Source organism: Cupriavidus sp. KK10, assembly GCF_018223725.1.
Lineage (GTDB): Bacteria > Pseudomonadota > Gammaproteobacteria > Burkholderiales > Burkholderiaceae > Cupriavidus > Cupriavidus necator.
In genome coordinates, this window is record NZ_CP073677.1 from 4,939,351 (window position 1) to 4,952,921 (window position 13,571).

Annotated in this window: 12 protein-coding genes and 1 tRNA gene; 2 read left to right on the top strand and 11 right to left on the bottom strand. The window is 65.2% G+C overall.

The annotated features are described in order from the left end of the window. Nucleotides 1-249: 249 nt before the first annotated feature. Both aceB and KB879_RS23015 read right to left on the bottom strand, forming a co-directional pair. Entirely contained in the window at nucleotides 250-1,836 is a 1,587-nt protein-coding gene (gene aceB / locus KB879_RS23010; protein ID WP_013957087.1) for a malate synthase A, read from the bottom strand. A 50-nt stretch (nucleotides 1,837-1,886) separates the two neighbouring features. Further along, nucleotides 1,887-2,588, bottom strand: a complete 702-nt coding sequence (locus tag KB879_RS23015; RefSeq protein WP_013957088.1) for a haloacid dehalogenase type II — start codon at nucleotides 2,586-2,588, stop codon at nucleotides 1,887-1,889. A 272-nt stretch (nucleotides 2,589-2,860) separates the two neighbouring features. Between KB879_RS23015 and KB879_RS23020 the strand changes: the two genes are divergently transcribed. Beyond that, on the top strand, nucleotides 2,861-3,811 hold the full coding sequence (locus tag KB879_RS23020) for a substrate binding domain-containing protein (RefSeq protein WP_211979835.1): 951 nt from the start codon (nucleotides 2,861-2,863) through the stop codon (nucleotides 3,809-3,811). 171 nt (nucleotides 3,812-3,982) lie between these two features. Further along, nucleotides 3,983-4,417, top strand: a complete 435-nt coding sequence (locus KB879_RS23025; RefSeq protein ID WP_013957090.1) for a universal stress protein — start codon at nucleotides 3,983-3,985, stop codon at nucleotides 4,415-4,417. 82 nt (nucleotides 4,418-4,499) lie between these two features. Here the strand turns inward: KB879_RS23025 and KB879_RS23030 are convergent, their stop codons facing one another. From KB879_RS23030 to KB879_RS23070, 9 genes are all read right to left on the bottom strand, one after another. Next, nucleotides 4,500-5,261 (bottom strand): M48 family metalloprotease, encoded by a 762-nt coding sequence (locus KB879_RS23030; protein WP_114134201.1) that lies wholly within the window; start codon nucleotides 5,259-5,261, stop codon nucleotides 4,500-4,502. Nucleotides 5,262-5,505: 244 nt separating this feature from the next. Continuing rightward, nucleotides 5,506-5,581 (bottom strand) — tRNA-Met (locus KB879_RS23035). Between the two features lie 273 nt (nucleotides 5,582-5,854). After that, a complete protein-coding gene (gene aceA, locus KB879_RS23040) occupies nucleotides 5,855-7,150 on the bottom strand; it encodes an isocitrate lyase (RefSeq protein WP_211979836.1) in 1,296 nt (431 codons plus the stop codon). Nucleotides 7,151-7,485: 335 nt separating this feature from the next. Further along, on the bottom strand, nucleotides 7,486-8,439 hold the full coding sequence (locus KB879_RS23045; RefSeq protein WP_228772356.1) for an alpha/beta fold hydrolase: 954 nt from the start codon (nucleotides 8,437-8,439) through the stop codon (nucleotides 7,486-7,488). A 97-nt stretch (nucleotides 8,440-8,536) separates the two neighbouring features. Then, the gene (locus tag KB879_RS23050; RefSeq protein ID WP_013957094.1) at nucleotides 8,537-8,953 is read right to left on the bottom strand and encodes a gamma-glutamylcyclotransferase; all 417 of its coding nucleotides are present in this window, start codon (nucleotides 8,951-8,953) and stop codon (nucleotides 8,537-8,539) included. Between the two features lie 2 nt (nucleotides 8,954-8,955). Next, entirely contained in the window at nucleotides 8,956-9,453 is a 498-nt protein-coding gene (gene rraA / locus KB879_RS23055) for a ribonuclease E activity regulator RraA (RefSeq protein ID WP_211979837.1), read from the bottom strand. A 48-nt stretch (nucleotides 9,454-9,501) separates the two neighbouring features. Continuing rightward, nucleotides 9,502-11,241: a thiamine pyrophosphate-binding protein gene (locus KB879_RS23060; protein WP_013957096.1), complete on the bottom strand. Its 1,740-nt coding sequence runs from the start codon at nucleotides 11,239-11,241 to the stop codon at nucleotides 9,502-9,504. 52 nt (nucleotides 11,242-11,293) lie between these two features. After that, entirely contained in the window at nucleotides 11,294-12,553 is a 1,260-nt protein-coding gene (locus KB879_RS23065) for an MFS transporter (protein WP_041227981.1), read from the bottom strand. 133 nt (nucleotides 12,554-12,686) lie between these two features. Next, complete coding sequence (locus tag KB879_RS23070; protein ID WP_013957098.1) at nucleotides 12,687-13,511, bottom strand: LytTR family DNA-binding domain-containing protein; 825 nt, start codon at nucleotides 13,509-13,511, stop codon at nucleotides 12,687-12,689. Nucleotides 13,512-13,571 lie beyond the last annotated feature (60 nt).

Consider the following 13,571-nt stretch of genomic DNA (forward strand, 5'->3'; position numbering starts at 1 on the left):
TCTGTCTTGCATGCACTCTACGTTTCCGCAACTGAGTTGTGAAATCGATTGTTCAGGTCAAACTATTTGTTTTTCAGATCGAAAATCTGCGCCCTAACACGTCTAGTTGCCAGTATTTGACCATTCGTCATTCGTCTGACAGGCCGACGACCGCATGGGCCCGCAACAATCCTGACATGGAGGGAGACTCCCAAAAGAAAAAACCGCAGCCAAAGCTGCGGTTTTTCATCCTGCTAGAGCCCTACCCGCTCAAACTTCCTCATACAGCGGCAGCGTCAGGAACTCAGCAAAATCCTCCGACGTAGACATCTGCTCAAAAATCTCGGCAGCCCGGTCATACGTCTTGGTATCGCCACCCACCAGTGCCTTCACCTTCGCCAGCTCTTCCGGAATCAGCTTGCGCACCAGCTCAGCGGTCACCTTGGTGCCGTCTTCCAGCTTGCCCTTCGGCGAGCGGATCCACTGCCACACCTGCGAGCGCGAGATCTCGGCGGTAGCAGCATCTTCCATCAGGTTGTGGATCGGCACGCAGCCGTTACCGTCCAGCCAGGCGCCCAGGTAGTGGATGCCGACGTTGATGTTCATGCGCAGGCCGTGCTCGGTGATCGGCGTTTCTGGCTTGAAGTCGAGCAGGTCGGCGCCCTTCACTTGCACGTCCGGGCGTTGCTTGCCGAACTGGTTGGGCTTGTCGCCCAGCACTGCCACGAATTCCTTCATGGCCGGCTCGACTAGGCCCGGATGGGCCACCCAGCCGCCGTCGTAGCCGTCGGTGGCGTCGCGGCGCTTGTCGCTGATGATGCCTTCCATGGCGATGGCGTTCTTCTCCGGATCGTTCTTGATCGGGATCAGCGCGCTCATGCCGCCCATGGCGGGAGCGCCACGGTGGTGGCAGGTCTTGAGCAGCAGCAGCGCGTAGGCGCGCATGAACGGCGCGGTCATGGTGACCTTGGCGCGGTCGGCCAGGCAGAAGTCCTTGTCGTTCTTGAACTTCTTGATGCACGAGAAGATGTAGTCCCAGCGGCCGGCGTTCAGGCCCGCGCTGTGCTCGCGCAGTTCATACAGGATTTCGTCCATCTCGAACGCCGCCAGGATCGTTTCGATCAGGACGGTGGCCTTGATGGTGCCTTGCGGTAGGCTGATTTCGTTCTGCGCCATCACGAAGATGTCGTTCCACAGGCGTGCTTCCAGATGGCTTTCCATCTTGGGCAGGTAGAAGAACGGGCCGGCGCCGCGGGCGATCTGCTCCTTGGCGTTGTGGAACAGGAACAGCGCGAAGTCGAAGATGCCGCCCGAAATGCGCTTGCCGTCGATGGTGACGTGCTTCTCGTCCAGGTGCCAGCCGCGCGGACGCACTTGCAGGGTGGCGATCTTGTCGTTCAGCTTGTATTGCTTGCCCTTGGATTCCAGGGTCAGCGTGCGGCGCACGGCGGCCTTCAGGTTGACCTGGCCCTGCAGCTGGTTGTGCCAGTTGGGGGTGTTGGAATCCTCGAAGTCGGTCATGTAGCTGTCAGCGCCCGAGTTGAAGGCGTTGATGACCATCTTGGCCTCGACCGGGCCGGTGATTTCCACGCGGCGGCATTCCAGGGCCTGGGGGATCGGGGCAACTTTCCAGTCGCCTTCACGGATGCTCTTGGTTTCCGGCAGGAAGTCAGGGATCTCACCGGCGTCCAGGCGCTTGGCGCGTTCCACGCGCGCGGCCAGCAGTTCCTGACGGCGCGGCTCAAAGGCGCGGTGCAGCTTGTCTACCAGGGCCAGGGCTTCCGGCGTGAGGATATCTTCGTAGGCCGGCAGGATCTCGCCGGTAATCTTCATGCCCGCGGGCAGCGTGATAGCCATCAGTCTTCTCCTGTGTTCGATAGCGATAAGGCTTGGTTGAAGGGACCCTGCTACACCGCCACGCCACGGGCGCGGACGAATTCCAGCAGGTCGTTCATGTCGTGCCCGGTGCCGGAGGGGGCTACGTCGAGCCGCTCCGCCGGATGGCCGGCACGGTTGATCCAGAACGTGGTGTAGCCGAACCAGGTGGCGCCGCAGGCGTCCCAGCCGTTGGATGAGACAAAGAGCATCTCTTCCGCGGGCAGGCTGAAGGCTTGCGGCCCCAGCGCGTAGGTGGCCGGCGCGGTCTTGTACTGGCGCACGGCGTCCACCGACAGCACGTGGTCGAACAGGCCATGCATGCCGGAGCTCTTGACCGAGATGTCCAGCATCTCGGCATTGCCGTTGGACAGGATGCCCAGCGGCAGCCTGGCGCGGCGCAGGCGCTTGAGCGCTCCCAGGTTCTCCGGGAACGCGGACAGGCACGCATATTCCTTGAGCAGCTGCGCTTCGGCGGCTTCGTCCAGCGTCAGGCTCAGGCGCTCGGCTGCGTAGCGCAGCGCGTCCACGGTGATCGCCCAGAACGGCTTGTAGCGCGAGCCATCGGGGGCGGCCATGGTGCGGATGCGCGTGTAGTCGATCTGCCGGTCCCGCCACAGCAGCGCCAGCGCCTCGCCGCGGCCCGGGAACAGTTGTTCCGCGCGCGCGGTGACGGAATACACGTCGAACAGCGTGCCATAGGCATCGAAGACGACTGCGCGGATCTTGTTCATGAGGGCCTGGGCAACCTGCAACGGTACGGGCGACTGGGTGGATGGACGAGCAGACCACAGCTGCGTGGCTCTGTACACCATTGAATGCATCGAATTGTAGGGAGACGCTGCAGTGCGGCAAAGTGGTCGCGGGTCACTTGATCTTTTACTTTTAGGCCACTAATCTTGGCTGACTAAAACAAAACTCCGCACCAAATTCTCCTCACTGCCGGCCATATGGACGCAACGCCACCGATTGTGTGCCCATGCCGGCACACAGCAGGCAAACATTTGTGGACCATTTCAAACAACTGGAGACCTTTGTATCCGTCGCGTCGCGCGGCAGCCTTTCCGCAGCGGCGGCGGCCGAAGGCGTGGCGCCGGCCATCATCGGGCGGCGCATCGACGCGCTGGAGGAGCGCCTGGGCGTCAAACTGCTGGTACGGACCACGCGCAAGATCAGCCTGACCTTTGAAGGCTCTGCCTTCCTGGAAGACTGCCAGCGCATCCTGAACGACCTGCACAACGCCGAGGCCAGCGTCTCTGCCGGCGGGGTCAAGGCCAGCGGGCACCTGCGCGTGACCGCCCCGGCGGGCTATGGCCGCAAGCACGTGGCGCCGCTGGTGCCGCTGTTTATTGAGTCGCACCCGGACGTTTCGATCACGCTGGACCTGTCTGACCGCGTGGTCGACCTGGTCAATGAAGGCTTCGACTGCGCCATCCGCCTGGGCGACCTGCCCGACTCCAGCCTGGTATCGATCCGGCTGGCGGAAACGCGCCGCGTGGTGGTGGCCTCGCCCGAGTACCTGGCGCGCGCCGGGCGTCCCGGCGCGCCGGAAGACCTGCAGCGCCACAACTGCCTTGCCTTTGGCGCCAGCGCCAATGTGCAGCGTGGCTGGGTGTTCCAGGAGGAAGGCCGCGCGGTCACGGTCAAGGTGGGCGGCACCATGGAATGCAGCGACGGCGCGGTGCTGCATGAGTGGTGCCTGCAAGGCAACGGGCTGGCGTGGCGCTCCTGGTGGGAGGTGGGCAGCGAGATCGGCAGCGGGCGGCTGGTGACGGTACTGGATGAGTTCCAGGCGCCGCCGATCGGCATCCACGCGGTGTTTCCGCAGCGCAAGCACCTGCCGCTGCGGGTGCGGCTGTTTATCGATCACCTGAAGAACACCTACGGCAACCCGTCCTACTGGCGCCGTGCCGAACAGGCCGCGGCCATGCCGGTTGCGGAGGTCCTGGCGGACTGAGGAATGGGGCGCATGCGGGTGTACTGAGACACTTTCATTGCAATTGATTCCGCGCAATGCCCTTCTCGGCACACTGACTACAATGGATTCGTGACAGGCGCTTCCCGTCGCCCCGGCAACCACCGAGCTGGCTGCCCTGCCCCGATCCCCTAGTCAGAAAAGGAGCCCCGCATGTTCCAACATATCCTGCTACCCACCGACGGCTCGGAACTCTCCAAGAAAGCCATCAACGGCGGACTGGAGCTCGCCAAGGCCATCGGCGCGCGCATCACAGCCTATGTCTGCCTGGAGGAGTACCCCTACACGCCGTTCAGCGAAATCGTGGTCGAGGCCCCGCAGTCCTTCAAGGACCGCATCGAGAACCAGGCCAAGCTATACCTGAAAGAGGTCGAGAACCTGGCCACGGCGGCGGGCGTGACCTTCGATGCCGATATGTCGACCTTTGCCGTGCCCTACCTGGGCATCATCGACGCTGCCGAGCGCCATGGCTGCGATGTGATCTTCATGGCGTCGCACGGCCGGCGCGGCTTGTCCGGCCTGTTGCTGGGCAGCGAGACGCAGAAGGTGCTGACGCATACCGACATCCCCGTGATCGTCTACCGCTGACCCCCGGCGCATAGCGCCAGCAAAGCAAAACCGCCCGCACCGGCATGATCGGTGCGGGCGGTTTTTTGCTTGCGCAGTCCGCTTACGAAGCCTTGCTGATGCGCTGCTCGATATGCTTGGCGCGGTCTTCCGAGCCCGGGTGCGACGAGAACATGCTGGACTTGCCGCCGTCCAGCTTGGCCAGCTTCTGGAACGCCGTCACCAGGCCACGCGTGTTGGCCTTGTTCTTGGTCAGCAGGTCGAAGGAATAGTCATCCGCCGCGCTTTCCTGCGACTGCGAGAACTGCGCATTGATCAGCTGCTCGCCCAGTTCGCCCAGTTGCGACTGCGACAGCGCCGCCACCGCACTGTTGCCGGCAGCTGCTGCTGCGCCGCGTGCGGCCGTGGCCGTGTACGCAACCTGCATGGCCTTCTTGGTGTGGCCCAGCGCCACGTGGCCCAGCTCATGGCCCAGCACGCCACGCACTTCGTCGTCGGTCATCATGTCCATCAGGCCGCTGTAGACGCGCACGCAGCCGTTGGCCATGGCCCAGGCGTTGACGTCCTTGGTCATGTAGACCTTGGCGTTGACGTTGGGCACATCGCTGTTCTTCAGCCCGCTCATGATCTTGACCAGGCGCTTGCTGTAGGTGGTGTTGGCAGCAGCGATCTTGTTGGTCTTGTCCGATTCAGCGCAAGCTTGGTCGGACAGGCTCTTGACGTCGGCGTCAGACAGCGTGGCGGCCTTGGCCAGCGACGTGCCGGCGCTCATCACGCCATCGAGATTGGTGGGCATGCCGCCGGAACAGCCGGCCAGCAGTGCCGCCGCGACGGCGCAGGAAGCGAGCGAGAGAGATGCTTTCATGATGTTGTTCTTGGTGAGTAGCTCGGAAGTGCCGATAAAGGCCCCGGCACTTTAAGCCATCCTTCTTACGGCGGGAATCACCCAAATGCTGCAAGTCGCCAAAATGACAATTTATTGCATTCCAGCAGATTCGCGCCCGCCGCAAGCCCAGCGCTTCGATGCCGGCTCACGGCAATGCATCTCTTCGACCAGGTCGCCAATACAAAAAAACCCGCGCGGCGCGAACCGGGCGGGCTTTCGAATCTGGTTGCGGGGGCAGGACTTGAACCTGCGACCTTCGGGTTATGAGCCCGACGAGCTGCCAACTGCTCCACCCCGCGGGGCGCAATATACGGGAGTTGGCAGCATCTGGATACCCTTGAATGAGAAAAGCCGCTCCGGCGTGAACCTGGCCAGGCTTGGGAGGCAACTCTGCATAGCTTTGAGTCTTGAACACCCGTTGAACGGCAACCCGCCAACCCTCCCCGCGTCGGAAAATAAAAAAACGCGCCGTCCCTGAGAGAGAACGGCGCGGCGCCTAAATCAGAAAGCGTGATGGTCGCACGCCTTCTTTAACCGCCGGACCCACGTTCCGGCGGGGGTGACCAGGAGAGTCAGGCCACTTTCTTGTCTTCGAAGAACTGTTCGTTTTCGGTCGAACCTTTCAGGGCGGTCGTCGACGACTGGCCGCCTTCGATGGTCTGGGTCACGGCGTCGAAGTAGCCGGTGCCGACTTCGCGCTGGTGCTTGACCGCGGTGAAGCCCTTCTCGGCTGCCTTAAACTCGGCTTCCTGCAGTTCCACGAACGCGCTCATCTGGTTGCGGGCGTAGCCGTAGGCCAGGTTGAACATCGAGTAGTTCAGCGAGTGGAAGCCGGCCAGGGTGATGAACTGGAACTTGTAGCCCATAGCGCCCAGTTCCCTCTGGAACTTGGCGATGGTGGCGTCGTCCAGGTTCTTCTTCCAGTTGAACGACGGCGAGCAGTTGTAGGCCAGCATCTTGCCTGGGAACTTGGCGTGCACGGCTTCGGCAAACTTCTTGGCGAACTCGAGGTCCGGCTTGCCGGTTTCGCACCACACCAGGTCAGCCACTTCAGCGTAGGCCAGGGCGCGCGAGATCGACTGCTCCAGGCCGTTGCGCACGCGGTAGAAACCTTCCACGGTGCGCTCGCCGGTGCAGAACGGCTTGTCGTTCTCGTCTACGTCCGAGGTCAGCAGGTCGGCGGCCTCGGCGTCGGTACGGGCGATCACCAGGGTCGGCACGCCCGAGACGTCGGCGGCCAGGCGGGCAGCGGTCAGCTTGGCGACGGCTTCGCGGGTCGGCACCAGCACCTTGCCGCCCATGTGGCCGCACTTCTTCACCGAAGCGAGTTGGTCTTCGAAGTGCACGCCGGCGGCGCCCGCTTCGATCATCGACTTCATCAGTTCGAACGCATTCAGCACGCCGCCGAAGCCGGCTTCAGCATCCGCCACGATCGGGGCGAAGAAGTCGGTGTCGCCCTTGCCTTCGCTCCACTGGATCTGGTCGGCGCGCTGGAAGGTGTTGTTGATGCGCTTGACGACTTGCGGCACCGAGTTGGCCGGGTACAGCGACTGGTCGGGGTACATTTCACCGGCCAGGTTGGCGTCGCCTGCGACTTGCCACCCCGACAGGTAGATGGCCTTCAGGCCGGCCTTCACTTGCTGCATGGCCTGGTTGCCGGTCAGCGCGCCCAGCGAGTTGACGAACGGCTCGGTGTGCAACAGGTTCCACAGCTTCTCGGAGCCGCGGCGTGCCAGAGTGTGTTCGACCTGAACCGAACCACGCAGGCGCACCACGTCTTCGGCGGTGAAGTTGCGCTTGATACCCTTCCAGCGGGGATTGGTATCCCAGTCTTTCTGCAGGGCCTGGATCTGTTCTTGGCGGGTCATGGTCACTCTCCTGATGATGCGGGGATGGCTGAGAATCTCTTGACCACCTGGCCTGGGCTGATCGCGGTGCTGCTGCGTGGGTCGCTGTTTTTCGCGCCTCAGGTCATAGGTCTTATATAAGAGTGTAGAAAACCCTCCCGCGTTGCAACAACCTTGATCTGCGATTGTCGCTTAGTTTTTTATCTCAATAATTCAATGACTTAGCGATTTTATTTCACAATACGGGACATGATCTTCCATCATGAGAAATGGTGTTGTGCTACGCAAACCATGTATTTTTGCGGTCCAAAACATCTTTCCACATTGTGAAAAATGCGCAGAATGCGCTGCCTCCGCTAGCGGATGCGCGCGGCAAACAGCTCCGGTGAGGCAGGCTCCCCTTCCATATGCTCGACAAATTCCCGCACCATGGCGGCAAACCCCTGGGCGTCGGCCAGCGGCAGCCAATGGTGCGCGGGCACGGTGCGGCGCCAGAGTTGCGTGGTCCAGCGGTGCAGGTCTTCGGTCAGCGCCGGCTTCACATACCGGTCATGCAACGGCACGATCACCTGCACCGGCGCATGGGCATGACGCTGGCGCGGGGCACGCAGCACGGGCAGGAAGTTGGCGCGGTACAAGCGCACGCCGTGGCAGCCGTCGGCAGTTTGTGTGGGACTGGGCGCCGTGCGCAGGTCCTCGGTCAGGCGCAGGTAGTGCGGCCACGCACGGCCCAGCCACAGCCGCCAGGTCAGTTCAGGCAGCCACGGCAGGTGGAAGGCGCCGATATACCAGGATGCCGCCAGCTGCCTCAATGTCTTGCCCAACGCAGCCAGCGACCGCTGCCCGCGTAGTTCGCGCAGGCCGATTGCCGCGTGGTCCAGGCATGGGCCGGAGCAGGAGGTAAATGAGGCGATGCGCCCTTGCAGGCGTGCATCGGTGACGAACTCCCAGCTCTGGATCGAACCCCAGTCGTGGCCCACCAGGTGCACCGGGCGCTGCGGCGAGACCTCATCGATGACTGCGATGAAGTCATCGGCAAGCTTCTGCAGCCTGTAAGCGTCTGTCGCACGCGGCGTGGTTGAGCGCCCTGCCCCGCGCACGTCATAGGCCACCACATGGAAGCGCCCCGCCAACTGCGCCGCCACGCCGTGCCAGACCTCGCTGCTGTCGGGATAGCCGTGCACCAGGACGATGGTGGGCCGCCCTGGCCCGGGCTCACCCCAACTGGTGGCGGACAGCCGCACGTCGCCGGCGTGGATAAAGAACTGCTGGGGGAAGACCTGCGGCTGCAGGGATTGCGGAGCGTTCATGGCTGTCGATTCCATTGGTCGATGTCATCGACGGCCATGCTACGCAAAAGCAAACGGCGCCGCGAATCGGCGCCGTTTGTTTGAAACGAGCCGGGGCTCAGGCCTCGGCCGTATCGCGTGCGCGGCGATAGGCCACCCAGTCGCCGCTGACGATGCGCGGCAGCGTGGCCACGGCCGACTCGGCCACTGGATAGAGCAGGCAGGCAACCGGCTGCCCATCCTGCAACACGGCCCGTTCCTCGCGCACGAACAGCGTGGCCTGGCCGGGATAAACCTCTTCGATCTCGTCGAGCACTGGCAACAGCGCGTCGGCAATCTCGTAGAGATCGCCCACGACCGGCCCGCCACCGGCGTCCAGCACCAGGCCGGGATAGGTGCCGAAGTCATAGAGCCTGCCGGCCACCGTACCCGTGCCCAGCAGCGTGGGCGCGGCAATGCCGTGGCGCTGGGCGGCGGCGTTCAGGTCGTTGACCTCGCCGGCACGCAGCGTGCCGTAGACAAAGACGCGCGGCATGCTCAGTTCCCCAGCTTTTCGTCCGAGACCAGCACGCCGTCGGCGTCGACGTAGATCCAGTTGCCCGGGCGCACCACGGCGCCGGGCATCTGCACCGCGACGTCGCTTTCGCCGACGTTGCGCTTCTGGCTTTTCTGCGGATGCACGGCCAGCGCGCGGATGCCGATGTCGCACACGTCCAGCTCGGCGGTATCGCGGATGCAGCCGTTGACGACGATGCCGACCCAGCCGTTCTTCTCGGCCAGCAGGCCAAGGTTGCCACCCACCAGCGCGCAGCGCAGCGAGCCGCCGCCGTCGATCACCAGCACGCGGCCCTGCCCCGGCGCTTCCAGCGCGGCGCGCACCAGCGAGTTGTCTTCGAACACCTTGAGCGTGGCCGCGGGGCCGGCAAAGGCGCCCTGCTTGCCGAAGACTCGGAACACCGGCGCCATCACGCGCAGGGTGCCGTCGGCAAGGCGGTCTTCATGCGCGTCGCACAGGTCGGTGGTGACGGGCTTCATCGATGGTCTCCTGATAGGTAAGAAAGAATCCGCTCGGGCCGCACCGGCTCATGGCTTCTGACTGGCCAGCGCCTGCGCGCGGATCGCGCTCAGCGTGGTGCGCGGCGTGATCACATCCGGGTCCACCTGGATCTCGATCAGCGTCGAGACCGGCGCGGCCAATGCCTCGCGCAATGCCGGGGCAAAGGCTTCGGTCGTGGTTACGGTTGCGCCGCGCGCACCATATGCGCGTGCCAGCGCGGCAAAGTCGGGGTTGTGCAGCTCGGTGCCCGAGACATGGGTCGGGTATTCGCGTTCCTGGTGCATCCGGATGGTGCCGTACATGCCGTTATTGACGACGATGAAGATCACCGGCGCCTGGTATTGCATCGACGTAGCGAGTTCCTGGCCATTCATCAGGAAGCAGCCATCGCCGGCCAGCGCCACCACGGTGCGCTGTGGGAACGCGATCTTGGCACCGACCGCCGCCGGCACGCCATAGCCCATCGCGCCACTGGTCGGGGCCAGCTGGCCGCGGCCGCCGCTGGTGAACGGGCGATAGTGGAAATAGCGGTGCAGCCAGCCAGCGTAGTTGCCGGCGCCATTGGTCACGACCGCGTCGGCCGGCAGCAGCTGGTCCAGCGTGCGGATGACTTCGGCCATGTCGACGCCCTGACCCGTGAACGCGGGCGGCTGCAGGTAGCGTTCATAGTCGGCATGCGCGGCTGCAGTCCACGCCTGCCAGCGCGGCGCGGCGGCGGGCTGCAGACCGGCCAGGCGCGCGGCAATGGCCGGCATCGATGCCTGGATCATCAGGTCGGCCTGGTAGACGCTGCCCAGTTCCTCGGCGCCGGCGTGCACGTGGATCAGTTTTTGCGCGGGCCGCGGCGCGGCGATCAGCGCGTAGCCGCCGGTGGTCATCTCGCCCAGGCGCGGGCCAATGGCCAGCACCAGGTCGGCATTGCGGACGCGCTCGGCCAGCGCCGGGTTGATGCCGATGCCGACATCGCCGGCGTAGTTGGGATGGCGGTTGTCGAACAGGTCCTGGCCGCGGAAGGCGCAGCCCACCGGCAGCGCGAAGCGCTCGGCAAAGGCCTGCAGGTCGGCGCAGGCCTGCGGCGTCCAGCCGCTGCCGCCAGCCAGCACGAATGGGCGCTCGGCGGCGTTGAGCATCTCGGCCAGCCGCGCCAGGTCGGCCTCGCCAGGCCAGCTCATGACGCGCTGGTAGGCCTGCAGCTGCGGCACGGCGGCAGTCTGCGCCAGCATGTCCTCGGGCAGCGCCAGCACCACCGGGCCCGGACGGCCCGAGGTGGCGGTCTGGTAGGCGCGCGCAATGTATTCGGGGATGCGTTCGACCCGGTCGATTTGCGCCACCCACTTGGCCATCTGGCCGAACATGCGGCGATAGTCGATTTCCTGGAAGGCCTCGCGGTCCATGAAGTCGGTGCCGACCTGGCCGATGAAGAGGATCATCGGCGTCGAGTCCTGGAAGGCGGTGTGCACGCCGATGCTGGCATTGGTGGCGCCCGGCCCGCGCGTGCAGAAGGCCAGCCCGGGGCGGCCGGTCAGCTTGCCGTAGGCCTCGGCCATGACTGCGGCCCCGCCCTCCTGGCGGCAGATGATGAAGCGCAACTGGTCGCGGCGGCGGTGGAAGCCGTCCAGCACGGCCAGGTAGCTTTCGCCCGGCACGCCGAAGGCCAGCTCGGCGCCGTGCGCCAGCAGCGCATCGACCAGGATATGGCCGCCCGGCAGCGGGGTGCCGTGTTCGGAATCGTCAGGCTGGGTGGCATTGGCCGGCGTCATTGACATGAAAGCATCCTCAGGCAATCGAATTCGGAAGGCGGTGCTTGGGTGGCCCGGGCTAGGCGGCCTCCGCCTGGCCCGCCGCGCCGCGGCGCGAGCGGTTGCCGTTGCCCACCGTCACCGCGGTGAAGATCGACAGCAACTGGAAGCCGCCGATCATGAAAAACACCCAGGCCGGCAGCTTTGCATCCATTAGCGCACCGAAGAACAACGGGCCGCACGCCAGGCCGATATCCAGGCCCGAGTAGACCACGCCATAGACACGCCCGGTGGCACCGGCGGGGGCGGCCGCGCGCACCAGCAGGTCGCGCGACGGCCCGGCAGTTCCGGCGCCAAAGCCGATCACGCCCATCAGCACCGGCACCAGCAGTGCCGGCACCAGGTCCAGCCCGACCAGCACCGCCATCAGCCCCGACACCGTGAAGCTCACCGCGATCAACCGGTCATGGTTGCTGGTGCGGCTGGCGGCAAAGCCGCCGACGATCATGCCGCCGGCGCTGCACAGCATGTAGATGGTGTAGGACGCGGTCGCCAGCGTGAACGGCATGCCGTACAGGTAGGTCAGCGCGGTCGGGGCAAAGCTCTGGATGCCGGCGGCGGAGAACGTGGTCAGCAGGAAGAAGGCCCAGCACACCCACACCTGCGGCAGGCGCAGGAAGCCCAGCACGCTTCCGCCCGCCGCAGCCTTGGCCGCGGGCCGGCCCACGGCGCCCTGCACTTCGCGCGGGTCCAGCACATGGCGCAGCGCCACCAGCACGGCCAGCACGATAAAGGCCACCGCCGAGGCCGCCGCCAGTGCCACGCGCCAGCTGGCCAGGTTGGCAATCGCCACCAGGAACAGCGGCGCCGCCGCCCAGCCCAGGTTGCCGGAAATGCCGTGCACCGAGAACGCGTGGCCCAGCCGGGGTTGCGACACATGCTTGTTTAGCAGCGTGAAGTCGGCCGGGTGGAACACGCCATTGCCCAGCCCCGCCACGGCCGCACCGAACAGCAGCGCGGCGTAGCCGGAACTGGTCGACAGCAGCAAGGCCGCGGCGCCCAGGAAGGCCAGCCCGGCAAACAGCACCGGCCGCGCGCCGAAGCGGTCGACCACAAAGCCTGACGCGGTCTGCACCACCGCCGATACCGCGAAGAACACCGTCATCAGCAGGCCCAGCTCGGCATAGCTCAGGCCGAATTCCGCCTTGATCCATGGGAACAGCGGGGCCAGCAACAGGTGGTAGAAGTGGGAGACCCCGTGGGCCAGGCCGACCAGCCCGATCACCTGGGCATCATGACGAAGGGGATTGCGCGTGGGATCGAGTGCGGCAGTGGACATGGCGCTGGTGGCAGGGGCTATGCGGCAGGACGGAAGGCGGCAGCCCAAAAAAATACGGGCCGAAGCCCGCATCATAGAGGAAAACCCCTGCCCTCTGCAGCCAGGTGGCGGCCACGCTGCCCGCCGACCGCGCTTACATCTGCTTGAACAGGTGCGCGTACTGGCGCGCCACCGGCAGCAGTTCAGGACGGTCGCGCAGCCGCAGCGACAGCCGTCCCAGCGACTGGTTGACCGCGCTGGCCACGCAGGTGATGTTGACCACCGTGCCGCGATGCACCTGCCAGAAGCGCTCCGGGTCCAGCTGCTGGGTCAGCTCGCGCAGGCTGGTGCGGATCAGCGCTTCGCCGGCGCCGGAAACCACGTTGACGTACTTGTCGGTGGCCTCCAGGTAGATGACTTCGTCCACGGGGATGATGCGCACCTCCTGCCCCACCAGCGCCTTGATAAAGCGCAGGTACTGCCGCTGCGGCGCACCGCCCGGGCCCGGGGTGGCGTGCTCCAGCGATTCCAGGCGCGCCAGCAACTGGCCGAGCCGGTCCGTCTCCGCGATCGAGGCTTCGGACTCGGTGTCTTCATCGTCAGCGGGACCGGCCAACCGGTCCTTCAGGCGCTGCACCGTGGCCTCCAGCCGTTCGCGCTGCACCGGCTTGAGCACATAGTCCACCGCGGCGCGCTCGAATGCCTCCAGCGCGAACTGGTCGTAAGCGGTCACGAAGACCACCAGCGGCGGGGTGTCGAATTCGATCAATTCGCGCGCCACGTCCATGCCGCTCATGCCCGGCATGCGGATATCCAGGAAGGCCACGCGCGGCTGGTGCTCGCGCGCCGCCGCCAGCGCGGCCACGCCATCGTGGACCACGGAAACGATACGGGCCTCGGGCCACAGCGACGTCAGTTCGGATTCCAGCACGCGCGCCAGCAGCGCTTCGTCATCGGCGATCAGAAGGGTCGGGGTCATGGGGGCGTTGGGGTGGTAGATGGGTCCTGGCGTTGTCAGCGGCACCGCCACGGGCGGTGC